The sequence below is a fragment of the Streptomyces albipurpureus genome, assembly GCF_023701525.1.
GTDB classification, from domain to species: domain Bacteria; phylum Actinomycetota; class Actinomycetes; order Streptomycetales; family Streptomycetaceae; genus Streptomyces; species Streptomyces albipurpureus.
Genome location: NZ_JAMQAW010000096.1, coordinates 1 through 22,159, shown reverse-complemented (window position 1 = coordinate 22,159; position 22,159 = coordinate 1). Strand labels below are relative to the sequence as shown.

20 protein-coding genes and 1 pseudogene are annotated in these 22,159 nt (G+C 67.3%); 13 read left to right on the top strand and 8 right to left on the bottom strand.

Annotated features, from left to right (window positions below; genetic code table 11):
• Positions 1-13 precede the first annotated feature (13 nt).
• Genes nuoL through nuoN form a run of 3 tightly spaced genes read left to right on the top strand, consistent with a single transcriptional unit; the run spans position 14 to position 5,138 of the window.
• Positions 14-1,915 carry an NADH-quinone oxidoreductase subunit L gene (gene nuoL, locus NBG84_RS37795; RefSeq protein WP_250924249.1) on the top strand — a complete coding sequence of 634 codons (1,902 nt, stop codon included), beginning with the start codon at positions 14-16 and terminating at the stop codon, positions 1,913-1,915.
• A gap of 5 nt (positions 1,916-1,920) precedes the next feature.
• The gene (locus NBG84_RS37790; protein ID WP_250924248.1) at positions 1,921-3,492 is read left to right on the top strand and encodes an NADH-quinone oxidoreductase subunit M; all 1,572 of its coding nucleotides are present in this window, start codon (positions 1,921-1,923) and stop codon (positions 3,490-3,492) included.
• Complete coding sequence (gene nuoN / locus NBG84_RS37785) at positions 3,489-5,138, top strand: NADH-quinone oxidoreductase subunit NuoN (RefSeq protein ID WP_250924247.1); 1,650 nt, start codon at positions 3,489-3,491, stop codon at positions 5,136-5,138. The genes NBG84_RS37790 and nuoN overlap by 4 nt, the downstream gene beginning before the upstream one ends.
• An 89-nt stretch (positions 5,139-5,227) precedes the next feature.
• Here nuoN and NBG84_RS37780 read toward each other — a convergent pair.
• The 5 genes and pseudogenes from NBG84_RS37780 to NBG84_RS41730 form a co-directional block, all read right to left on the bottom strand.
• Positions 5,228-5,488, bottom strand: a pseudogene (locus tag NBG84_RS37780) (Uma2 family endonuclease); the annotation flags it as partial.
• A gap of 60 nt (positions 5,489-5,548) precedes the next feature.
• Complete coding sequence (locus tag NBG84_RS37775) at positions 5,549-6,250, bottom strand: hypothetical protein (RefSeq protein WP_250924246.1); 702 nt, start codon at positions 6,248-6,250, stop codon at positions 5,549-5,551.
• A 57-nt stretch (positions 6,251-6,307) separates the two neighbouring features.
• The gene (fahA, locus tag NBG84_RS37770; RefSeq protein ID WP_250924245.1) at positions 6,308-7,540 is read right to left on the bottom strand and encodes a fumarylacetoacetase; all 1,233 of its coding nucleotides are present in this window, start codon (positions 7,538-7,540) and stop codon (positions 6,308-6,310) included.
• Between the two features lie 85 nt (positions 7,541-7,625).
• On the bottom strand, positions 7,626-8,882 hold the full coding sequence (locus NBG84_RS41735; RefSeq protein WP_425608774.1) for a CocE/NonD family hydrolase C-terminal non-catalytic domain-containing protein: 1,257 nt from the start codon (positions 8,880-8,882) through the stop codon (positions 7,626-7,628).
• Positions 8,876-9,766 (bottom strand): CocE/NonD family hydrolase, encoded by an 891-nt coding sequence (locus NBG84_RS41730; RefSeq protein WP_425608772.1) that lies wholly within the window; start codon positions 9,764-9,766, stop codon positions 8,876-8,878. Before NBG84_RS41730 ends, NBG84_RS41735 begins: the two co-directional genes overlap by 7 nt.
• 269 nt (positions 9,767-10,035) lie before the next feature.
• On the opposite strand from NBG84_RS41730, the gene NBG84_RS37760 reads away from it, so the two are divergent.
• From NBG84_RS37760 to NBG84_RS37740, 5 genes are all read left to right on the top strand, one after another.
• Positions 10,036-11,046: a polyprenyl synthetase family protein gene (locus NBG84_RS37760; RefSeq protein ID WP_250924244.1), complete on the top strand. Its 1,011-nt coding sequence runs from the start codon at positions 10,036-10,038 to the stop codon at positions 11,044-11,046.
• A gap of 384 nt (positions 11,047-11,430) precedes the next feature.
• A complete protein-coding gene (locus NBG84_RS37755; protein ID WP_250924243.1) occupies positions 11,431-12,453 on the top strand; it encodes a CHRD domain-containing protein in 1,023 nt (340 codons plus the stop codon).
• 470 nt (positions 12,454-12,923) lie between these two features.
• Entirely contained in the window at positions 12,924-14,165 is a 1,242-nt protein-coding gene (locus tag NBG84_RS37750) for a LolA family protein (RefSeq protein ID WP_250924242.1), read from the top strand.
• A 112-nt stretch (positions 14,166-14,277) separates the two neighbouring features.
• Positions 14,278-15,216, top strand: coding sequence for an ABC transporter ATP-binding protein (locus tag NBG84_RS37745; protein WP_250924241.1), 939 nt, complete (start codon positions 14,278-14,280; stop codon positions 15,214-15,216).
• Positions 15,203-16,165 carry an ABC transporter permease gene (locus tag NBG84_RS37740; protein ID WP_250924240.1) on the top strand — a complete coding sequence of 321 codons (963 nt, stop codon included), beginning with the start codon at positions 15,203-15,205 and terminating at the stop codon, positions 16,163-16,165. Before NBG84_RS37745 ends, NBG84_RS37740 begins: the two co-directional genes overlap by 14 nt.
• Before the next feature lie 183 nt (positions 16,166-16,348).
• Here NBG84_RS37740 and NBG84_RS37735 read toward each other — a convergent pair whose 3' ends face one another.
• From NBG84_RS37735 to NBG84_RS37720, 3 genes are all read right to left on the bottom strand, one after another.
• Entirely contained in the window at positions 16,349-17,683 is a 1,335-nt protein-coding gene (locus tag NBG84_RS37735) for a M28 family peptidase (RefSeq protein ID WP_250924239.1), read from the bottom strand.
• 211 nt (positions 17,684-17,894) lie between these two features.
• Complete coding sequence (locus NBG84_RS37730; protein WP_250924238.1) at positions 17,895-18,161, bottom strand: hypothetical protein; 267 nt, start codon at positions 18,159-18,161, stop codon at positions 17,895-17,897.
• A gap of 388 nt (positions 18,162-18,549) precedes the next feature.
• On the bottom strand, positions 18,550-19,881 hold the full coding sequence (locus NBG84_RS37720; RefSeq protein WP_250924237.1) for an NsdA family TPR-like regulatory protein: 1,332 nt from the start codon (positions 19,879-19,881) through the stop codon (positions 18,550-18,552).
• Between the two features lie 136 nt (positions 19,882-20,017).
• Between NBG84_RS37720 and NBG84_RS37715 the strand changes: the two genes are divergently transcribed.
• The 5 genes from NBG84_RS37715 to NBG84_RS37695 all read left to right on the top strand — a co-directional run bounded on the left by NBG84_RS37715 (position 20,018) and on the right by NBG84_RS37695 (position 21,841).
• Complete coding sequence (locus tag NBG84_RS37715) at positions 20,018-20,167, top strand: hypothetical protein (RefSeq protein ID WP_250924236.1); 150 nt, start codon at positions 20,018-20,020, stop codon at positions 20,165-20,167.
• Positions 20,168-20,280: 113 nt separating this feature from the next.
• Positions 20,281-20,430 (top strand): hypothetical protein, encoded by a 150-nt coding sequence (locus NBG84_RS37710; RefSeq protein WP_250924235.1) that lies wholly within the window; start codon positions 20,281-20,283, stop codon positions 20,428-20,430.
• The gene (locus tag NBG84_RS37705; RefSeq protein WP_250924234.1) at positions 20,423-20,905 is read left to right on the top strand and encodes a hypothetical protein; all 483 of its coding nucleotides are present in this window, start codon (positions 20,423-20,425) and stop codon (positions 20,903-20,905) included. Before NBG84_RS37710 ends, NBG84_RS37705 begins: the two co-directional genes overlap by 8 nt.
• A 406-nt stretch (positions 20,906-21,311) precedes the next feature.
• Positions 21,312-21,641 (top strand): hypothetical protein, encoded by a 330-nt coding sequence (locus tag NBG84_RS37700; protein WP_250924233.1) that lies wholly within the window; start codon positions 21,312-21,314, stop codon positions 21,639-21,641.
• Positions 21,638-21,841, top strand: coding sequence for a hypothetical protein (locus NBG84_RS37695; RefSeq protein WP_250924232.1), 204 nt, complete (start codon positions 21,638-21,640; stop codon positions 21,839-21,841). Before NBG84_RS37700 ends, NBG84_RS37695 begins: the two co-directional genes overlap by 4 nt.
• Positions 21,842-22,159: the final 318 nt, after the last annotated feature.

Below are 22,159 nucleotides of genomic sequence, written 5' to 3'. Positions count from 1 at the left end.
GGCTGACTGATCCGTGGAAAATCTCATTGCGCTGCTCATCGCGGCGCCACTGCTGGGAGCGGCGGTGCTGCTGTGCGGTGGGCGCCGGTTCGACCGCGTCGGCCATCTGCTCGGCACCGCACTCGCCGCCACGTCCTTCGTGATCGGCGCGGCGCTGTTCGCGAACATGCTCACCAAGAGCGTGGACGATCGCGCACTGCACCAGAAGTTGTTCAACTGGATCGACGTCGGCGGCTTCCAGGCGGACATCGCCTTCCAACTGGACCAGCTGTCGATCACCTTCGTGCTGCTGATCAGCGGTGTCGGCACCCTGATCCATGTCTACTCCATCGGGTACATGGAGCACGATGAGCGCCGGCGCCGCTTCTTCGGCTATCTCAACCTGTTCCTGGCGGCGATGCTGCTGCTGGTCCTCGCGGACAACTACCTGCTGCTGTACTTCGGTTGGGAGGGCGTCGGCCTCGCCTCCTACCTCCTGATCGGCTTCTGGCAGCACAAGCCCAGCGCGGCGACCGCGGCGAAGAAGGCCTTCCTCGTCAACCGGGTCGGTGACATCGGCCTGTCCATCGCGATCATGCTGATGTTCACCACCTTCGGCACCTTCGCCTTCGGGCCGGTGCTGGGGTCGGTCGGTGAGACCAGTGAGGGCATGCTGACCGCGATCGGTCTGATGCTGCTGCTCGCCGCCTGCGGCAAGTCGGCACAGGTACCGCTCCAGTCCTGGCTGGGCGACGCGATGGAGGGCCCGACCCCGGTCTCGGCCCTGATCCACGCGGCGACCATGGTCACCGCGGGCGTCTATCTCATCGTCCGCTCGGGTGCCATCTTCAACGCCGCCCCGGACGCCCAGTTGGTCGTCGTCATCGTGGGCGCGGTCACGCTGATGTTCGGTGCGATCGTCGGTTGCGCCAAGGACGACATCAAGAAGGCGCTGGCCGGTTCCACCATGTCGCAGATCGGCTACATGATCCTGGCCGCGGGCCTCGGCCCCATCGGCTATGTCTTCGCGATCATGCACCTGGTGACCCACGGCTTCTTCAAGGCCGGGCTGTTCCTCGGCGCCGGTTCGGTCATGCACGGCATGAACGACGAAGTCGATATGCGTAAGTACGGTGGCCTGCGGAAGTACATGCCGGTCACCTTCGTCACCTTCGGACTCGGCTATCTCGCCATCATCGGCTTCCCGGGCCTGTCCGGCTTCTTCTCCAAGGACATGATCATCGAGGCGGCCTTCGCCAAGGGCGGTACCGAGGGCTGGATCCTCGGTTCCATCACCCTGCTGGGCGCCGCGATCACCGCGTTCTACATGACGCGGGTGATGCTGATGACCTTCTTCGGCGAGAAGCGCTGGCAGCCGGATGCCGAAGGCCACCTGCCCCATCCGCACGAGTCCCCGAAGTCGATGACCATCCCCATGATCATCCTGGCCTTCGGCTCGGTCTTCGCCGGCGGGTTCTTCTCCATCGGCGACCGCTTCCTCAACTGGCTTGAGCCGGTCACCGGCTGGGACCACGGCCACGCACCCATCAGTGCGACGACCGTCACCGCGGCCACCGTGGTGGCCCTGCTGCTCGGAGTCTCGATCGCCTGGGTGATGTACGGACGCAAGGCCCGCCCGGTCCCGGTCGTCGCCCCGCGCGGCTCGGTGCTCACCCGCGCCGCCCGCCGCGATCTGCTCCAGGACGACTTCAACCATGTGGTCCTGGTCCGCGGCGGCGAGCACCTCACCCGCTCGCTGGTCTACGTCGACCACACCCTGGTCGACGGAGTGGTCAACGGCACGGCCGCCTCGGTCGGCGGACTCTCCGGCCGGCTGCGCAAACTGCAGAACGGCTACGCCCGCTCGTACGCCGTCTCGATGTTCGGAGGTACGGCGGTGCTGATCGCCGCGACCCTGCTGATGAGGGCGGTGTAACTGTTATGTCCTTTCCGCTCCTTACAGCAACGGCGGTGCTCCCGGCGGTCGGTGCGATTGTCACCGCCGCCGTGCCCGCCGCGCGGAGGACGACGGCCAAATGGATGGCGCTCGGCTTCTCGCTCGCCACCTTCGCGCTCGCCGTGCTGGTCGTCGCCCGGTTCGAACCGAACGGCGATCGCTATCAGCTTGTCGAGTCCCACTCCTGGATCAAGGACTTCGGTGTCCGCTATGAACTGGGTGTGGACGGCATCGGTGTCGTTCTGATCGCGCTCACCGCGCTGCTGGTGCCCTTTGTGATCCTCGCCGGCTGGCACGACGCCGACCCGCTGGAGAACTCCAGCTCCCGGTGGCGGCCGACGCAGGGCTTCTTCGCCCTGATCCTGATGGTCGAAGCGATGGTGATCCTCTCCTTCGAGGCCACCGACGTCTTCCTCTTCTACATCCTCTTCGAAGCCATGCTGATCCCGATGTACTTCCTCATCGGGGGCTTCGGGGACCGCGCCCACTCGGGCAGCGACGCGGCGGCGGCCACCCAACGGTCCTACGCGGCGGTCAAGTTCCTGCTCTACAACCTCGTCGGCGGCCTGATCATGCTGGCCGCGGTCATCGGGCTCTATGTGGTCGCGGGGAGCTTCTCGCTCAACGAGATCGCCGAGGCCCGGGCCAGTGGCGAGTTGGACATGGCGACCAACACCGAGCGACTGCTCTTCCTGGGCTTCTTCTTCGCCTTCGCGATCAAGGCACCGCTCTGGCCGCTGCACACCTGGCTACCCAACGCGATGGGAGAGGCGACCGCTCCGGTCGCCGTGCTGATCACCGCGGTCGTCGACAAGGTCGGCACCTTCGCGATGCTCCGCTTCTGCCTCCAGCTCTTCCCGGAGGCCTCGAAGTGGGCGACGCCCGTGATCGTGGTGCTGGCGCTGATCAGCATCGTGTACGGGGCGCTACTGGCGGTCGGCCAACGGGACATCAAGCGCCTGATCGCCTACGCCTCCATCTCCCACTTCGGCTTCATCATCCTGGGCATCTTCGCGATGACCTCCCAGGGGCAGTCGGGCGCCACGCTGTACATGGTCAACCACGGAATCTCGACGGCCGCGCTGATGCTGGTCGCCGGATTCCTGATCACCCGCCGGGGCTCGCGCCTCATCGCGGACTACGGAGGGGTGCAGAAGGTCGCGCCGGTGCTCGCGGGCACCTTCCTCGTCGGCGGTCTGTCGACGCTCTCGCTGCCAGGACTCTCACCGTTCGTCAGTGAGTTCCTGGTCCTCGTCGGCACCTTCGCGCGCTATCCGGTGGCCGGCATCATCGCCACCTCCGGCATCGTGCTCGCCGCGCTCTACGTCCTCGTCCTCTACCAGCGGACGATGACCGGCCCGGTGAAGGACGAGGTGCGGGGGATGCCCGACCTCAGGCCCCGGGAGTTGGCGGTCATCACCCCGCTGATCGCGCTGCTGCTGTTCTTCGGCGTCTTCCCCAAGCCGCTGACGGACATCGTCAACCCGGCGGTTGAGCACACGATGTCCGACGTAGAGAAGAAAGACCCCCGGCCCGATGTGGAGGCGGCCAAGTGAGCGCTACAGCTGTCCACAGCCTGTGGACAACGGCGGCCGGTCCGATCGACAAGATCCAGGCCCCCGATATCGAGTACGCCCAACTGGCACCCGTACTGATCGTCGTCGGTGCGGCGGTCGTGGGACTGCTGGTCGAGGCGTTCATGCCGCGCAAGGCGCGCTACCACGCCCAGGTGTTTCTCACCGTGCTGGCGATCGTCGCCTCCTTCGCGGCGGTCCTCGGCCTCGCCGAGGCCGGATACGGCACCACCAAGGTGCGGATCGCGGCCATGGGCGCCATCGCCATCGACGGGCCGACGCTCTTCCTCCAGGGCACCATCCTGCTGGCGTCCCTGGTGGCGGTCTTCACCTTCGCCGAGCGCAAGCTCGACCCGGAGACCCATGGCACCAAGATCGACTCCTTTGTCGCCCAGGCCGCGGCGGTGCCCGGCAGCGAGAACGAGAAGCAGGCGGTCAAGGCCGGGTTCACCACCACCGAGGTCTACCCGCTCACCCTCTTCGCCATCGCGGGCCTCCTGGTCTTCCCGGCGGCGAACGATCTGCTGACGCTCTTCATCTCCCTTGAGGTCTTCTCCCTCCCGCTCTACCTCCTGTGCGCACTCGCCCGCCGCAAGCGGCTGATGTCACAGGAAGCGGCGGTGAAGTACTTCCTGCTGGGCGCCTTCTCCTCGGCGTTCCTGCTCTTCGGGATCGCCCTGATGTACGGATACGCCGGCTCGGTGGCGTACGCCCGGATCGCGGACGTGGTCGACGGCAGCATCCGCACCATCGACCCCGTACTCGCCGACACCATGGGCAATGACGCACTGCTGCTCATCGGCAGCGCGATGATCCTGATGGGTCTGCTGTTCAAGGTCGGCGCGGTGCCGTTCCACATGTGGACCCCGGACGTCTACCAGGGCGCTCCCACCCCCGTGACCGGCTTTATGGCGGCGGCCACCAAGGTGGCGGCCTTCGGCGCGCTGCTGAGGCTGCTGTACGTGGTGCTGCCGGGCATGAGTTGGGACTGGCGCCCGGTGATGTGGGGCATCACCATCGCCACCATGCTGGGCGGTGCCATCGTGGCCATCACCCAGACCGACATCAAGCGCCTGCTCGCGTACTCGTCGATCGCCCACGCCGGCTTCATCCTCGCCGGTGTGATCGCGGTGACGCCCGAAGGCGTCTCCTCGGTGCTGTTCTATCTGGGCGCGTACTCGTTTGTGACGATCGGCGCGTTCGCGGTGGTCACCCTGGTGCGCGACGCGGGCGGCGAGGCCACCCACCTCTCCAAGTGGGCCGGTCTGGGACGGCGTTCGCCACTGGTGGCCGCGGTGTTCGCGGTCTTCCTGCTGGCCTTCGCCGGTATTCCGCTGACCTCCGGCTTCTCGGGTAAGTTCGCGGTCTTCAAGGCCGCGGCCGAAGGCGGCGCCGGGGCGCTGGTCGTGGTCGGTGTGATCTCGTCCGCGATCGCCGCGTTCTTCTACATCCGGGTGATCGTGCTGATGTTCTTCAGCGAGCCGAAGGCGGACGGCCCCACGGTCGCAGTCCCCTCGGTGATGACCAAGATGGCCATCGGCATGGGCGTGGTGGTCACCGTGGTCCTCGGTGTGGCCCCGCAGTACTTCCTCAACCTGGCGAGCCAGGCGGGAGTGTTCGTCCGCTGATCACGCGCCGACAGGGCGCCTATCACGCGTCGATACGCCGTAGGGTCCGGCCTCCGTGGGGGAGGCCGGACCCTACGGCGTCTGCTGGCTCAGGCCCCCGGGAAGTGCCTGCGGCGGGGTGCGATCTCGGTCAGATACAGATCGACGGTGAAGGGCACCGAGACCTTCATCCGGTCATGGAAGATCCCGGTACTGGTGTACTGACCGCTGACGGGCTCCCGCTCGAAGACATAGACCACGGCCGAGCCGCCGTTGTTCTCGACCCGCCGGTAGTGCGGGATGCCGGCTCGGGCGTACTTGAGCGGCTTGGTCTCCCGGTCACGCGCCAACGAGTCCGGGGAGACCACCTCAGCCTCCCGCGTACGGGTGAAGCCGAGGCTCGTCATTGACGTGGGCGGACCCCCGAAGGGTCAACGCCGCGTCGTCAGCGCGGTGGCGAATCGGCTGCTCACCGCCTCCACCACCCGTGGGTTGGGTGCCACCCAGCTCTCGAAGCTGCCGCCCACCGCGGCCGTCACGATCTGACGCGCCCGTTCGTCCGGTAGGCCGTGGTAAGCCAGGAACCAGCCCAGAACCTGCTCGCAGTGGCCGTACCAACCGCTCTGGGCCTCGCTGCGGTCCGCGACCAGGGTCACCAGACGGGTACAGGCCTGCTCCCAGTGCCGGGCTCCGGGGTCGGACGGTCGCGGTGGAGCCAGCGCGGCGAAGCGTTCCGCCAGGTCCTCCAGCCAGCCGCGCCACTCACCGAGGGCTTCCAGCACCAGGGCCGCCGTATCGGCCGGTGTACTGACCGAGTGGAGCGCACAGCACCACGCACCGACCACGCCCCCGTCTCGATCACCTTCCCCCACCGTCCAGTTCCAGCCGGCGGCCCAGCTACCGAAGTGGCCCACCAGGAGGTCGGTGATCGGATCGACGGCGTCCCAGACCGGTTTGCGGTCCACCCAGCGCCTCTTGTGGAGTGCTTTGGCGTCCGGCACCAGAGGGATGATCAGCGCGATGAGCTCGGCGACCTCGGTCTCCTCCAGGCGGTACGGGTGGCCGCGGGGATCGACGGCAGCCCAGGGCAGTTCCCCCAACTGTGTGCTCCCCGAACCCTCACGTCCCTCCATACCGCCAGCCTTCAGCAGCCGCGGAGTGCCTTCAAACCGTTTTTGCGCCTCTCTGTCCTACGCCGCGGACACGATTCGGCCAGAGACCTCGCCCAGACCCACCCGTGTCCCGTCCGGACCCGGTGCCCAGGCCGTCATCGTCACCACGTCGCCGTCCTCCAGGAACGTCCGCTTCCCCTCGGGGAGTTCCAGCGGGTCGCGCCCGTTCCAGGTCAGTTCGAGCAGTGAGCCGCGCTGGTGGACCTCGGGGCCGCTGACCGTGCCGGAGCCGTAGAGGTCTCCCGTACGCAGGGAGGCGCCGTTCACCGTCATCTGGGCGAGTTGCTGGGCGGCCGTCCAGTACATCGTCGCGAACGGCGGCTCGGCGATCACATGTCCGTTGACGGCGACGGTGATGCGGATGTCGTAGCCGCCCTTGTCCTCCTCCGCCGAGTCATCGAGGTACGGCAGCAGTGCGAAGTCCCGGACCGGGGGATCGGTGCGCGCCGCCTCCAGCGCCTCCAGCGGGGTCACCCACGCCGAGACGGAGGTCGCGAACGACTTCCCGAGGAACGGACCGAGCGGCACGTACTCCCACGCCTGGATGTCCCGTGCGGACCAGTCGTTGAGCAGTGAGAGACCGAAGACGTGCTCCGGGAAGTCGCTCAGTGCCACCGGAGTGCCGAGCCCGGACGGCTTACCTACGACGAAGCCGACCTCCGCCTCGATGTCCAACTTCACCGAAGGACCGAAGACCGGAGCCGGGTCGGCGGGGGCCTTGCGCTGCCCGCTGGGGCGTACGACATCGGTCCCGGACACCACGATCGTGCCCGACCGGCCGTGGTAACCGATGGGTAGGTGCTTCCAGTTGGGGGTCAGCGCGTCGCCGTCGGGGCGGAAGATCCGGCCGACGTTGGTGGCGTGGTGCTCGCTGGCGTAGAAGTCGACGTAGTCGGCGACTTCGTAGGGGAGGTGCAGGGTGACGTCGCCGAGTGGATGCAACAGCGGCTCTATCGAGGACCGGTGGGACGGGATCGTCACCCAGGCGGTCAGCGCGCGCCGGACATCGTGCCAGGCGGTACGGCCGGCTGCCAGCAGCGGATTGAGGTTCGGCCGCGCCAGCAGGGTCGCATAAGGGGAACCGAGCGCCTCGGCCGCGGCTCCCACGTCGAGCACATGGTCTCCGAGTCGCACACCGAGCCGTCGGCGCTCGGGCTCGTCGGCCGTGGCGAAGACGCCGTAAGGGAGGTTGTGCGGGCCGAAGGGGTCGCCCTCGGCCAGGTCGAGCGGGCTCTGCTGGGTGGGTGCCATGGGGGGCCTGCCTCGCTTTCCACGGTGTTGGGGACACGTTACGTGGACGTCTGCCCCGCTTGGCAGACCGTGATGACCCGGCAGGTCAGGGAAGTGTTCGCGCCCAGGTCCGATGGAAGACGATCTCCGCGCCATCGCGACACACCACCTCGTCCCGCGCCTCGAACCCTGCTGGTCGGCGGGTGAGGACGGAATGGGTGGTGACCGTCACTTCCCAGCCGAATTCCGGGCGGTTGAGCCGGATCGCCCGATGTGCGGTCCAGGAGTGGACCGCTGCCGATCCCGGTTCGCTTCCCTGAGCGGCCTGTACTGGCTGGGCGGCCTGTACTGGCTGTACTGGCTGTACTGGCTGGGCGGGTTGGACCGTTTGGACGTTCAGCGTTTCCTCGGTCACCTCCAGCCCATCGGGGTAGCGCAGCGTGCCGGCCGGGCGGGGGGTCGTTTCCCGCCGCCAGCCGCCCGTGGCGTGGTCCTGGACCACCCGTTGCGCGGGGCGCGGTGGGTCGAGTGTGGCGGGGGAGCTGACCCCGAGGGGTTCGGCCTGCTCGGGGGCGTCAAAGGCCCACTGCTCGTCACCCTGGGGTGCCTGCTGCTCTGGTGGCCGCAGCTGCCGTACGGGGAGGTCCAGCCGGGAGCCCTCCGGGTGGACGGTGATGCTCCGCGCACCCCCGGGCACGGGTCGGTTCGGTGGTGGCCCGTACGGGAGGGAGAGCGCCAGCCGGATGCGGTGCCCGGGGGCGAAGGCGTAGCCGGTGCTCTCCAGGGTGAAGGTGATGTTCTGCTGGGTGGGCGGGGGCTCCGCGCAGAGGTCCAGTACACCCGAGCTGACCTCGGTGGACGAGCCGTCGGGCGCGATGTCCCAGAGCCGGGCCAGCAGTCGGCTCGGTGGTGCCCCGTACTGGAGCCGCAGGGTGACCCGCGGGTGACCCAGGACCTCCACCGGCCGGGTGCCCACGGGGAGATCGCAGCAGAGGCGGTGAGCGGCGTCCACGCACCGATCGGCGGGGCCGGGGGCTTGCTCGGTCCCGGGTTCCGGGCCTGGGTCCAGGACGATCGGCAGACCGTGCAGGGCGTACGCCACCCGGGTGAGGTGGGGGGACGGCCAGACGGTGTCGACGGCCCAGTGGGCGCGGTGGCCGTCGATCCAGCTCCGCAACAGGGGTTCGTCGGGTGCCCCGCCACCGGGGTCCTTGAGGTGGCGGTCGAACCAGCGCAGGGTCTCCTGGAGGAAGCCGATGGCCGGTCCCGGCCTGCCGTGGTCGGGGTAGTGGGAGCCTGACCAGGGGCCGATGAGACCGCGGATGCGATCGGACGGCTGCCTCCCCTCCACCAGCCTCAGCACGTCGTTGTGATCGGGGGCGCGCCAGCCGCTGACGGCCAGAACGGGCGGACGGGGCCTGTTGGCATCGGACGGTGAGCCTTCGAGGCCGTTCTGTCGCCGCCCGAAGTGGGCCGGGGCGCGGGTTCGACCTGGGCCGGGGGCGCGGGTTCGACGGCTTCCAGCCGACTGAGCCAGAGCGCGCGCCAGGACTCCTCGGTGTGCAGGGGGTCAGGAGGGAGGCAGCGGGCGGTGAGGAGGTCGGTGGCACGGGAGTGGGCCATGCCGACGTCGACGGGTACGGGGGTGGCAGCGGGGCTGGCACCACCACTCGCACTGGCCGTTCTGATCGTCTCCACAGGCCGTAGGGGGGAACTGCCAGGGCCGTCAGTGGCGCTGACCGGGCCAGGATTCCTCGGCGGTGGGGGCGCGCAGAAGACGGAGTCCTCGGCACCCTCGGCGGCGCAGACCGAGACGACCGCGCCGAGGGGTTCTGGTGCGAGGGCTCCCAGCCCCAGTGCCCAACTGGCGCCGCGGCCGAGCCCGAACGCGCCGACGCGGCCCGTGCACCAGGGTTGTGCCGCCAGCCAGGCGATCACGGCCAAGCCATCGGGGAGCGCGGCGGATGTGTCGGGGCTGCCCGCGCTACTGCCGTGGCCGCGTGCGTCCACCCTGACCGAGGCATAGCCGTGGCCCGCGTACCAGGGGTGTCGTTGGGCATCACGTGCCGCTGTTGAGTCGCCGAGCCGGTCGGGGGCGTATTCAAGGAGAGCGGGGACAGGCTGGGAAGTGTGGGGCCGCCAGATGCGTGCGTACAGCATGGTGCTCTCGTGGGGTCCGTTGGCCAGCAGCGGAATCCACACGTCCGCGTGGCTGGTTTCATAGGGGAAACGACGGCGGTGGCGCATGGCGGACCTCGATGCGCTGGAAGGCGCGGGATGGGTCGATTCACCGGAGGGGGTTAGTCCGGTTTCCGGTCCCTTCGATGGCCCTGCCACCGTCCTTCGTCGATCGCGCTGAGCGGGCTCATCCCTGGTCGTATGTTCTGATCACGAACATACCGGCGGAGGCGGGAAGGCGCTCATGGTGATCGAAACGCGACCGGATACGCTGACTTGAGTGAATCCAGCGACAGATCGACAATCCGTGTGATTATCAGCAGACAGGAGACCCCCTCGTGACCGTCGTCGGGCCGTTCGGGCTGAGCGTGCGGGACCAGGCTCTTGAGGCCGATGTCCAGACGGGACTGTCAGCCGTGGAGGCGGGTCTGCTCGATGCCACCAAGAGCGAGGTGCCCTTCATCACGGAGGCCGCACAGCATCTCGTACGCGCCGGAGGCAAGCGATTCAGGCCACTCCTTGTGATGTTGGCGGCCCAGTTCGGTGACCCGTACGCCCCCGGGATCGTCCCCTCGGCCGTGGTCGTGGAGCTCACCCACCTCGCCACGCTGTACCACGACGACGTGATGGACGAGGCCGATGTGCGGCGGGGCGTTTCGAGCGCCAACGCCCGCTGGGGCAACTCGGTCGCGGTGCTCACGGGTGACTTCCTGTTCGCGCGCGCGTCCCACATACTGGCCGATCTCGGCCCGGAGGCCGTACGCATCCAGGCCGAGGCGTTCGAGCGGCTCGTCACCGGGCAGATCCTGGAGACCGCGGGACCGCGGGACGGCCAGGACCCGGTGGGCCACTACCTCGATGTCATCGGAGGCAAGACGGGGTCGCTGATCGCCGTGTCGGGGCGGTTCGGCGCGATGATGTCCGGTGCCGATGAGGGCGTTGTGGACATCCTGACCCAGTACGGGGAGCGACTCGGCGTGGCGTTCCAGCTGGCCGACGACGTACTCGACATCGCCAGTGACTCGCATGAGTCGGGGAAGACGCCCGGGACGGATCTACGCGAGGGGATTCCCACCCTTCCGGTGCTCCATCTGAGGGCCCGGGCGGCGGCGCAGGGGCTGCCGGAGGACCTGGAGCTCGTTGAGCTGCTCAAGGGAGATCTGACGGACGACCAGCGGCTCGGCGAGACCCTGGGGCGGCTGCGCGCGCATCCGGCGCTGGAGCAGGCGCGCCGGGACACCGTGCGGTACGCGCAGGAAGCGCGGGCGACGCTCGATCCGCTGCCCGAGTGCTATGCGAAGTCCGCGCTGGAGGAGCTGTGCGACGCGGTGGTGCACCGCGCGGGATAGCGCGCCCGGTCGCTGAGTCGTCGGGGCGGCGTGCCCACCGGGAGTCTGCGGAGTGCCGCCGCAGAGCCCTGGGAGCACTCGGCCGGTCGGGTGAGTGCGGTGGCGTACTCCCGTGGTGAACCGGGCGGTTGCCCGGCACGTGTCCTTAGTCGGGGGTCGCTGCCTGCTTCGGTCAAGGACCCCTCATCTCGTTCGGTGTTCGGTGGGCTGTTCGGTGCGCATCGCATGGTCTAGACCGCCCTAGGCTTCCCGCCAGGGGAAATCCCCCTTCAGCTCTGTGACCCACCTCACATTGCTGGATTGAGTCCAATCTCAGATCCATTCCGTACTGATGCACAGAAGCCAACGCACGGGGCGTCTGGCTCAGTAGGGGGAGATCTACTGATGAAGTGCACTAAGAACATTCTTATCGGGACGACCGCGGTAGTGGCCGCGGCCGGAGTGGGGTTCGCCGTGCTGCCCGCCTTCGCCTCCGACGGCGGGACGTCGACCAACGCCGCCAGCCATACCGGACACGGGGGCGGCGAGACCGTGACCGTCCAGGGCGAAAGGGCCGCAGTCGCCCAGGGCAAGGGCGCGCTGCTCTTCGTGTCAAGTCTGAACGGTGCCAATGAGGTTCCGGTGCGATCAGGGCCTGCCGTCGGTGACCGCGACGGTGTGGCGCTCCAGTTCGTGAAGGTCCACGGGGACAAGGTCTCGGTGGCCGTGAAGTTCCGCGGCACCGACAAGCCGACCGCCCTGCACATCCACCAAGGTGCCAAGGGCACCAACGGCGGGGTGAAGGTCGACTTCACCCCGCTGCTCGCCCGCGGCACCGAACCCGTCAAGGGCTGGGCCGGGGCGGTCAGCGGGACCGTCAAGGTCAAGGACCGGGCCGTTCTGGACGCGTTCAAGGCCAACCCCCGCGGTTTCTACGCCAATCTGCACACCGCCCGCTTCCCCGGTGGCGCCGTTCGCGGTCAGTTCCACCGGGTGACCAGTGCCTTTCCGTTCGACAAGGCCCTGAGCAACTTCCAGGCGTCCGTCATCAAGGGCCAGCAGATCTATCGGTGCGAGAAGGGCGCCGGCGGCCGTTACGCCTTCCAGCAGCACGATGTCCGGGCGACGCTCGGCGGCCCCATCGCCCACTCCTTCGTCGCTCCGGGCTCCGGCAAGCCGCAGTGGATCGCGGCTGACCGCAGCGCGGTCACGGGCACCCTGATCAGCAAGTCCCCCAACGGCGCCGGGAACATCGCCGAACTGGACATCAGGGCCAAGCAGTCCGGCAAGAAGAAGGGGCTGCTCGCGAAGTCCCAGGAAATCCTGCGGCTGAACACCGTGGGTGGCGTCGCCCCGGCCGGGAACTGCGCCAAGGGGAAGATCGTCGGTGTTCCCTACGGCGCGGACTACGTCTTCATCCAGAAGTAGGGCAGCCAGGGGGCGGAGGCTTCCGGAAGCAGGGCTCCCGGAAGTAACGCCTCCATAAGGAGCGTCGACGACGCCCGGCTGAACGCGCCCCGGCTCGCCAGCACTCCGGAGGCCCGGCAGGCCGGTTCACCAGCACACCAGCGGCCCGGCGCCCGGGCATGACCGACCGGGCGTACGGGCCGCTCTGCGAACACCCAAGGCGCCTTCCCCTAATGGACGGGGGAGGCGCCGCGCTGTTCCGTCATCCTCCAGCAGTACGTCAACTTGCTCCCGAGGACTGACGCCATACGTGCGATGAATTTGGTCAGATGGATAGCAACACACCAGAGCGAGACAGCAGCCGACACAGCCGGACAGCAGCCGGGACAGCAGTGAGACGGCTCCGACCGAGTACTACTGAGCAGACGGGCCCATCGGGCGCGGCTGCTGAGTGATACCGCTTCTGACCGACCACGGAGGTAGGGCACACCATGGCACCGAACGACAGCGCACAGACCACCGGCGAGGCTAGGGACCTCAGCGCGGGTCGCCGAAAGGCGGCGCGCTACCTCGTCCCGGTCGCGGTGGCCGGAGTTGCGGCGGCCATCGGGCTCGCCCCGGCACTCGCCGCTTCCAGTGACCCCGATCTGCCGAAGATCAGCGCTCAGGAGCTGATCGAGAAGATCGCCGCCTCGGACACCGAGCAGCTCTCCGGCATGGTCAAGATCAAGACGGATCTCGGTCTCCCCGCCATCAGCGGTCTCGTCGAAGGTCTCGCCCCCGAGGGCGGCGAGGGCGGCTCGTCAGCCTCTCCGAAGAGCAAGCTGATGGAGCTCGCGACCGGATCGCACACGCTGCGGGTCGCCGTGGACGGCCCCGAGCGTCAGAAGGTCTCCATCCTGGAGAAGAACGCCGAGTACAGCCTGCTGCACAACCAGGGCGAGGTCTGGGCGTACGACAGCGCCTCCAACGAGGCCTACCACGCCAAGGACCCGAGCGGAAAGAAGGACGAGAAGGGCGGGAAGGCCGGCGACGAGCTGCCCACCACGCCCAAGGACTTCGCTGAAGAGGCACTGAAGGCGGCGGGGGACACCACGTCCGTCTCCGTCGACGGCACCGCGCAGGTCGCGGGCCGCGATGCCTACCAGCTGGTCATCAAGCCCAAGCAGAGCGGCTCCACCATCGGTTCGATCAAGGTCGCGGTCGACGCCAAGACCGGCACCCCGCTGAAGTTCACCCTGAACTCCAGCGGTGGCGGCAAGGCGATCTTCGACGTCGGCTTCACCAAGGTCGACTTCGCCAAGCCCGCCGCGTCCACCTTCGACTTCAAGCCGCCGAAGGGAGCGAAGGTCACCGAGGCCGATGAGTTGGAGAAGGAAGCGTCCAAGGACGCTCCGAAGGACCTCCCGGAGGGGCTTGCCCAGGGCAGCGGCCTCGACCTCCTTCCGGGTGGGGGAGCCGAGGGCTTCGATGTCATCGGTGAGGGGTGGACCTCCATCGCCAAGGCCAGGACACCGGGAGGCGAGGGCTTCACCCCGCCGGCGGACGCCGATGTACCGGCGGAGGCCAGCAGCTTCCTGGACGCCCTCGGCGACCAGGTCAGCGGCGACTTCGGCAAGGGCACGGTCTTCAAGACCCGGCTGATCAACGCCCTGATCACCGACGACGGCGAGGTGTACGTCGGCGCGGTGACGAAGGACGCGCTGGTGAAGGCCGCCAACGCCGACAAGTAACGCTGCCCGGTACCGAAGCGGTCCGGTCACGTCACCGAGCACCTCAGCCCGCCGCCCCGCCGTACACCCGTACGGTGGGGCGGAGGGCTGACGAGCGGAACGAGGACCCCAAGTGACAGCCGTGATCGAGACGCATGGTCTCACCAAGCGCTACCGCGGCGGTCAACTCGCCGTCGACCGGCTCGACCTCACCGTGCCCGCGGGAAGTGTCTTCGGCTTCCTCGGCCCCAACGGGTCCGGCAAGACCACCACGATCCGCATGCTGATGGGGCTGATCGAACCGACGGCGGGCAGCGTCACCGTGCTCGGCGGGACGATGCCGAAGGCCGTCTCCTCCGTACTGCCCCAGGTCGGTGCGTTGATCGAGGGGCCCGCGCTCTACGGCTTCCTCAACGGGCGGGACAACCTCGCGCGCTTCGACGCGGCCGACCCCACCGCCGACCCCCGCACCCGCAGGGCCCGGGTGGCCGCCGCCCTCGACCGGGTGGGCCTGACCCCGGCCGCGAACAAGAAGGCCAAGGCGTACTCCCTGGGGATGAAGCAGCGCCTGGGACTGGCGGCGGCGCTGCTCCAGCCGCGCAGACTGCTCGTCCTGGACGAGCCCACCAACGGTCTCGACCCCCAGGGAATGCGGGAGATCCGCTCTCTGGTGCGAGAGCTGGCGGCGGACGGCACCACCGTCTTCCTCTCGTCGCACCTCCTCGATGAGATCGAGCAGGTCTGTACCCATGCCGCGGTGATGGCCCAGGGACGGCTCCTCACCTCGGGGTCCGTCGCCGACCTCGCCGCAGGCGGCCGCGGCCGGCTCACCGTCATCACCCCCGACACCGGTGACGCGGCCAGACTCCTCAAGGAGTCGGGCGTCACCGAGCTGACCATCGCCGAGGACCGGGTGACCGGCGACCCACCGGACGATACGACGGAGCTGTCGGACATCACCGCCGCTCTGGTACGAGGTGGCGTACGGGTACGAGGGTTCGGGGTCGAACGCGCATCGCTGGAGGACGCGTTCGTGGCGCTGACGGGGGAGGGGTTCGATGTCGCAGGCTGAGCACACAGGCACCGAAGGGGCGGTCACCGCTCACACGGAGACGACCGGGAAGGCGGGGCCGCCCGCAGCCGCGAGTACCGCGGTCGCCGGGGAACCACGGGCCCGGCGCCCGCAGTGGACCCTCGGACTCTTCCACTCCGAACTGCTGACCACACTGCGCCGCTGGCGCACCCTCGCCCTCCTGGGGGTGCTGGCGGCCGTTCCGATACTGATCGGCATCGCCGTGCGGATCGAGACCGGCGGCGGTGGAGGACCGGACGGGGGCCACGGCGGCGAGGGCCCCGCCTTCATCACCCAGATCACCAACAACGGCCTCTTCCTGGTCTTCGCCGCCCTTGCCGCCACCCTGCCCGTCTTTCTGCCGATGGCCGTGGGGGTCGTCGCGGGTGACGCCATCGCGGGCGAGGCCAACGCCGGAACGCTGCGCTATCTGCTGGTCGCCCCGGCCGGGCGTACCCGGCTGCTCCTCGCCAAGTACGCCACCGTGCTGGCCTTCTGTCTGCTGGCGACCCTGGTGGTCGCGGTATCCGCGCTCATCGTCGGCGCGCTGCTCTTCCCACTCGGCGAGGTCACCACCATCTCCGGCACGACGATCTCCTTTACGGAGGGTCTCCTCAGAGCCGCACTGATCGCCGTCGTGGTCGCGGCCTCCCTGGCGGGCTTCGCCGCCGTGGGGCTCTTCGTCTCCACGCTGGCGAGCAGCGGCATCGCGGCGATGGCGACCACGGTCGGTCTGCTGATCACGGTGCAGATCCTGGGGACGATCCCCCAGCTCGATGCCATCCACCCCTATCTCTTCCCGCACCACTGGATGTCGTTCTCCGATCTGATGCGGGAGCCGCTGTACTGGGACGAGGTGCGGCAGAACCTCGGTCTCCAGGCCCTGTACGCGGCGGTGTTCGGCTCGGCGGCCTGGGCACGCTTCACCACCAAGGACATCAACGCCTGAGCCTGGGCTCCTGCTTGCCGTCCCCCGGGAACGCACCCGGACATGACTGCATACGTGCGCATGAGGTGGATGCGCACGTATGCAGTCGTGGGGGGCGGCGGGTTTTGCTATCCCGGGGATATGGGCTTCAAGGGGCTCACTTGGGTGCTCAAGCGGTTCTTGCGAGTGCGCCTTCGACCTTCGCTAGAAGGTCAGCTTCCAACTGTCGACAAAGCCCGTGTCATTCGCGGCGACATCCTGGACACGCAACTTCCAGGCGCCGTTGGCCGGTTCGCTGGAGGCGTTCACGGTGTAGGTGGCGATGACGTTGTCGGCCGAGTCATTGGCACTGGAGTTCTTGAGCCGGTAGGCGGTTCCGTCCGGGGCGAGCAGGTCGATGACCAGATCACCGCGCCAGGTGTGCTTGATGTCCACTCCGACCGAGAGAGCGGACGGCGCGTTTCCGGTGCGGCCCGCCACGGTCACCGTGGAGGTGACGGCGGCCCCGTTTTCGGGGACCGTGACGTTGGCCGTGTTCTCGTAGGTGGTGCCCGGCGGTACGACAGGTCCGGTGCCCAGGGTCCAGATGGAGTGGGCTATCGCATCGCTGTTGCGGTCCAGCGCCGTGTCATTGATGTTGGTGGTGGTGTCACACGACGAGTGGTAGCAGCGATCAAAGGCCTGACCACTGGTGCCGCCCCACTTCTGGGCCTGAGCGGCGGTCTTGAGGCGACCCGCTCCGGTGAAGAGACCGCCGACCGCTATACCGACGTTCTTGAACGACGCGTGGTCGGAGCGACCATCACCCTCGGTCTCGATCTCCGTGGGGACGCCGAGGCCCCCGAAGTAGTCCTTGAAGACCTTCTCCAGGGCCACATTGTCGTCGTAGACGAAGTAACCGGGGTTGGGGGACCCGATCATGTCGAAGTTGAGATACCCGGAGACCTTGGCCCGCTCGGCGGCGGGAAGGTTGGTGACGTAGTGCCGTGACCCGATCAGCCCCAACTCCTCCGCACCCCACCAGCCGAACCGCAGCTTCTTGGTGGGCTGGAGTCCGGCGCGCGAGACGGCGAGGGCGGTTTCGAGCACACCCGCGGAGCCGGAGCCGTTGTCATTGATCCCGGCACCCGAGGTGACCGAGTCCAAGTGCGCCCCGGCCATCAGGACCTGGTTGGGGTCACCGCCGGGCCATTCGGCGATCAGGTTGTATCCGACGGCGCCGCTGGTGGTGAACTGCTGGATGGTGGTGGTGTACCCAGCCGCGTCCAGCTTCCCCTTGACGTAGTCGATGGAGGCCCGGTACCCGGGGCGACCGTGGGCGCGGTTGCCGCCGTTGGCTGCGGCTATCGACTGGAACTGCGCGAGATGGGCCTTCACATTGGCCAGCGGTATGTCCGGCGCCGCCAGCGCGGCTGCCGCCCGGGCGGTGGGAGCGCCCGCGTTCGGGGCGGCGTTGGCCGCGGGTGCCGCGGTGCCGAGCAGCCCGGCCAGGGCTATGACGGCCGCCGCGGCGGTGTGTCTGGGAGCGGAGAGTCGCATGTGGGGGCTCCGGAATTCCGTGCGGGGACAGGACGGAAGATACGAGCGCCCTGGAGCGATGGGTTCCAGGGCGTTGGAGCGGTGGCGCTGAAAAAGCGTGTGACACACGAGTGGCACTGAGTGGCACGGAAAGGCGTGGGGAGGTGCTGTTTCCTGCACTGAGTGGCGCCGTCTGTTGTGCATGAGAGTTCAGCGACAGTTGCAGGGACCGTCAAGGGCGGAAACCGGTCAGTTGTGTTCGAATACCGGGCATCGCATGGCTTTTGTCGCGCCCCTGGTTCCGTTGCCCGTTGCCTACTCCATTCGCCTGCTCGCCCTCGCCGAGGAAGCCGCCTCGCCTGAGCGACGTGACGCAGACGGCACGGCCGCCGTGTTCCTCACCATCGACGGTGGCGAAGGGGGTGGAGCTCCGCACTGTCATGGAGCTGGACGACAGCCCGTCCAGGGTCAGCCCCTGCGCCGTCCGCAACTCGGACATTGGCTGAGTCAGGCCGACGGAAACGATGTCCTGGTCCGGTGGGGCGATCCGACCGCACCATCCGGGTTCAGGAACCGGACGGTACGCATTTGCCGAGGCGGGGTCAGATCACGCGGAAGAGGTCGGCGGCAGCGTGTGCGTCAGTGAGGTTCTTGATGGAGCGGAGGCTGTCGCACAATGCCTCCAGGGCGGAGCTGGCCTCCGTGGCGCGCGGGTCCCAACGGCCACGCCGAAGTCCCGGACGCTACGACGGTGTTTGGCATCGCTCCAGCCGCGCATCCATTCCCCGAGCGAGACAACTTGGTGCCGGGAGGACCCTCAGGGGTCTCGATGCTGCTGTCGGCCCTTTCTCCATGACCCCAGGGAGGACGTGCGGGGCTCAGTTGGGCTACACGTTGACTCGTTTGGTGCTTTGGATCGAGCGCTCGGAGAGATCTCGCGCAACTGCGTTCTTCTCATGAGGTCGTAGGAGCGATCTGATGCGGGCAACATGACGATCTACTCGTCCAGAATGGATCGACGGATACTTGTCCAGGACCTGGTTCCATGTCTGGCAGGCGGCTTCCAGGTATCCCATTTCTAGTTGACGTTCGGCCAGAACTGAACCGAATCGCGCGGCAGACCGAGGCGTATCGGTTGCATCTCGCAGCAGGAAATGCAGTTCAAGGGATTTGATACTTCCTCCGATGTCGCCTGAGTGGTAGCGAACTTGGGATGTTGCGTAGGCAAGAATTGATGGGTTGAAACCTCCGAAAGACCCCGCCCCGCTCTCGGCGATGTCGAGTGCCTTTTCTGTCTCTCGAATACTGCGCAGCGCGGCTTGGTCGTCACCCGCCACAGCGAATGCGTAGGCTTGCTGCCCCGCAAAGAAGGCTCGCAGTCGTGGTCCTGATTTTGGTGCAGAGGTAGCTGCGGCATTGGCCAACCGAACAGCGGTGGGACCATGACCCAGGTCCGCAGCCTGAACCGACATACCCCGAAGGACATGGCAGTAGGTCAAGTGGTCGTTGCTTGCGCCAGCCAGCTCTAGGCCCTTGGCGTAGTACTTTTGTGCCAGTCCGTGTAGTGCTTCGTCTTCAGCCATCCAGCCTGTCAGGTAGCAGAGAAACGAGGCGGCGGAAATCATTGCCTTGCGGACTTCTTCGGGGCCATCGGTGCGCAGGTAAGGGGCAACTGTACTGATCAGAAATAGTGCAGCCATAGGTCGAGTATGCCGACCGCCGAAGTCTTCGAAGGTTTGGAACAGGCGGTCCGTCATTTTGGTGACTAGCTCAACGTCCGGCGTGCCTATGCGGAGTGCCGCCCCTGATTGAACGGCATCCATTCTGCCCACGATGTCAGGCCAGTTGGGGATGGTCAGTGCGACAGAGAAGAGGCTAGCTCCGATGAAATTTCGACGTTCCATGTCGTGCCTCCCTAGGTCGATCAACTCTTCGACGATGGAGCAATTCACTTGATCATGCACGGGAACGGGGAACCCTGCTTCGGCATGGGTGATCGGTCGTCCTAGCTTCCGTGCCAGGGCTTCCAAGATCAGCGGGCGCACCGCCTCCATAGGCATATGGCCCTTTCGCCAGTAGTGCACGGTGGACTCTCCGAACGTGGTCGGCGTCCCTCCCTCGGTCCCCAGGCGATTGACCGACCGTGCGAACTGTCCCTGCGTCCACCCCGCCTCTTGGTGTAGCCGGTTCAGTTGGGTGTTCGGTTCCCGCATCTCCATAGTCCCCTTGTGCTGGAGAGTCGTTCAAGGCTTTCAAGTCCCGTTGCCGTATCCACAGTACCGCTGTGCGTGATCAGAGGGTTGCCTAGAGCGACGGGGTATCGCGGCAGGCACAGGGAAGGGGCGGCAACCGACGATGGCTGATCAAGAGCAGCAACTCGGTTCGGTGGACTGCGGGGCGGAGCTGGAAGGCGCGGCAACCGAGATTGACTCTGCCGTACTCCACTTCCTGCGGGAACGGGTGCGTGAGGTCAACGAGGAACACGAGTTGTGGCGGTTGCCGTGAAGCGTGTCTCTGTGTGGTGTGCCCTTGTGGTGGGTGCCGTGGAGATCCGGTTACGGCAGTGGTTTCCGGCGCTTGCCTGGTTCTTGTACGGGGTCGGTGACCGGCGAGCTCTTATGTCCGAGTTACAGAGGCTGGAGCAAGACCCGGAGTTCGCTGCTGAGTGGCGGGCCGCGTTGGACGAAGAAGTCCGGCAGATGCAGTTCAACTGTGCTGTGGAGAAGCTACTCCGTGAGCTGCTGGACGAAGGTGGCGCGGATGGCTGACACCGGGAAATACGCCTACTGGGCGGAAGTGATCGCCGAGGGGCCGGTTCCGGGAAGCAGTGAGTTGGCTCGGGTAGCGCTGGGAGCGTTCGCTACTCCGTATGTCAGGCGGGCGTTGCGCTGGCTGAGTGTGCAAGCGGTCCGTATCGCCAACGGGCTGGACCCTGACCCCGAGGTGCCATGGTCAGGAGCGCTGATCTGTCTGGAGCCGGTGGCGGGTCTAGAACTCAACGATGTCTCCACGCAGTTACGCGACTGGGTCATGAATGAAGAGTTCCGGCACATCGCCTACCGGCGGCTGAAGGGTGGTTCACCCTTCACACTCACCGCGTCCGACTGGACGGGCCGATACGTATTGACCGTTTGGCCCGTGCGAGTTCCCGCGTCGCACATTGCCAACGGTGATGCATCAAGCGCTGGCGACGATCCTGCAATCCATCGAAAACGCAGAGCGTGGCTTGTCCCCTTCCTGTGATGAGCGGGGCCAGTAGGCCCTGGAGCGTCCCTCCTTGAAAGCGTCCACCCCCTGAATACCCGGCCAATGGAACGCAGCGGGATTATCAAGCGGGGTGGCGGATAGGCCCGTCCGGCTGTACCCGGACAGCGACGGTCGGACGGGCCACCCAACCCAATCTCCCCTGGTCGGTGACACACCCAGCCAGGGGATGCAGGGGCCGGCGTCCCGCCAGCCCCCGGGCCCCGGTCGATTCAATCCCCGGGATCGGGGCCCGCCAACTCAGTCCAGAGGGAGCGCTGTTGCCTACTCCTCCTGGTGTGCGTCCTCGCCAGCGGAAGCCGAGATAGTGAAAGCGCCCCGACAGACCGGGCCTAATCGGTCTATCGGGGCTCGCCGAAACAGCTTTAAGGGAGCTGAACGACGTATGTGTGATCGTATCGTCCGGGCACTCGTATGGGTGCTGAACGTACTTCCATGGACCCGGCGGCCCAAGCCCGGACGTCACTCCGCCCACTACCTGACCACAACAGCCCCGGAACCGGACCCAGGCCCCAACTCCCCTGCCTGGTCCAATCCCTGGACCGGCCCCAGCTCGGAACTCGCCCGTTCGATCTTCCGAGCCGAAGAGGCGCAGTTACTCACGCCCGAGTGCCGAGAGCGATACTTCGCCACCGCATGGGCCGAGCGCGGCTATGACTACCCGTACACCGCCACCACCGGTGTCCATCAGGTCCCAACGGCGGTGGCGGCATGACCCCCGAAGAGCTCTTCCCCGATATCTCGCCCGACCCGATCGCCTACTGCTGCGACTGCGCCAGGCTCACCAGAGCCCCCATCACCATCCGTCATATCGGCAGCACCAACAGGCCCGGGACCACCCTCTACGCATGCCCTGACTGCTTCCCCAGACTCGATCCGGGCCCAACTCCCGCCGACATGGTCAGGAAGAAGTAGACGCACCCGGCCAAGCAACCTCCCTCTAGCTACCTCAGAGGAACAAGACCCCGGGGGCAAGGTGACCTGGCTTGGGCGTGGGGGCGCGCAGGGGGTGTCCCCGGAAGCGATCGACGGCAAGACCCGCATGCCGGATCAAAGGTGCTTCGGGCCGTCGACGCTGAGGAGTCACCCCCGATAGCACCCCCCAACCCCAACAGAGCAAGACCCCTCGGCCCAGGAAACCCGAGCCCCAGCACCAACAGGCCCGCAAACAAAGGCCCCCCCGAAGGCGAGCACCCCCAGCCCGTCCGGCGTTTGAGGACGGAACCCTTCATC

What these genes read in the sequence shown, in the direction of transcription:
- NBG84_RS37700 (WP_250924233.1), top strand. Translation starts at nt 21,312, where the DNA reads ATGTGTGATCGTATCGTCCGGGCACTCGTATGGGTGCTGAACGTACTT.
- NBG84_RS41730 (WP_425608772.1), bottom strand. Translation starts at nt 9,766, where the DNA reads ATGCGCCACCGCCGTCGTTTCCCCTATGAAACCAGCCACGCGGACGTG.
- NBG84_RS37750 (WP_250924242.1), top strand. Translation starts at nt 12,924, where the DNA reads ATGGCACCGAACGACAGCGCACAGACCACCGGCGAGGCTAGGGACCTC.
- NBG84_RS37740 (WP_250924240.1), top strand. Translation starts at nt 15,203, where the DNA reads ATGTCGCAGGCTGAGCACACAGGCACCGAAGGGGCGGTCACCGCTCAC.
- NBG84_RS37735 (WP_250924239.1), bottom strand. Translation starts at nt 17,683, where the DNA reads ATGCGACTCTCCGCTCCCAGACACACCGCCGCGGCGGCCGTCATAGCC.
- NBG84_RS37755 (WP_250924243.1), top strand. Translation starts at nt 11,431, where the DNA reads ATGAAGTGCACTAAGAACATTCTTATCGGGACGACCGCGGTAGTGGCC.
- NBG84_RS37710 (WP_250924235.1), top strand. Translation starts at nt 20,281, where the DNA reads ATGTCCGAGTTACAGAGGCTGGAGCAAGACCCGGAGTTCGCTGCTGAG.
- NBG84_RS37705 (WP_250924234.1), top strand. Translation starts at nt 20,423, where the DNA reads ATGGCTGACACCGGGAAATACGCCTACTGGGCGGAAGTGATCGCCGAG.
- NBG84_RS37730 (WP_250924238.1), bottom strand. Translation starts at nt 18,161, where the DNA reads ATGTCCGAGTTGCGGACGGCGCAGGGGCTGACCCTGGACGGGCTGTCG.
- NBG84_RS37695 (WP_250924232.1), top strand. Translation starts at nt 21,638, where the DNA reads ATGACCCCCGAAGAGCTCTTCCCCGATATCTCGCCCGACCCGATCGCC.
- NBG84_RS37775 (WP_250924246.1), bottom strand. Translation starts at nt 6,250, where the DNA reads ATGGAGGGACGTGAGGGTTCGGGGAGCACACAGTTGGGGGAACTGCCC.
- NBG84_RS37790 (WP_250924248.1), top strand. Translation starts at nt 1,921, where the DNA reads ATGTCCTTTCCGCTCCTTACAGCAACGGCGGTGCTCCCGGCGGTCGGT.
- NBG84_RS37715 (WP_250924236.1), top strand. Translation starts at nt 20,018, where the DNA reads ATGGCTGATCAAGAGCAGCAACTCGGTTCGGTGGACTGCGGGGCGGAG.
- fahA (WP_250924245.1), bottom strand. Translation starts at nt 7,540, where the DNA reads ATGGCACCCACCCAGCAGAGCCCGCTCGACCTGGCCGAGGGCGACCCC.
- NBG84_RS37720 (WP_250924237.1), bottom strand. Translation starts at nt 19,881, where the DNA reads ATGGAGATGCGGGAACCGAACACCCAACTGAACCGGCTACACCAAGAG.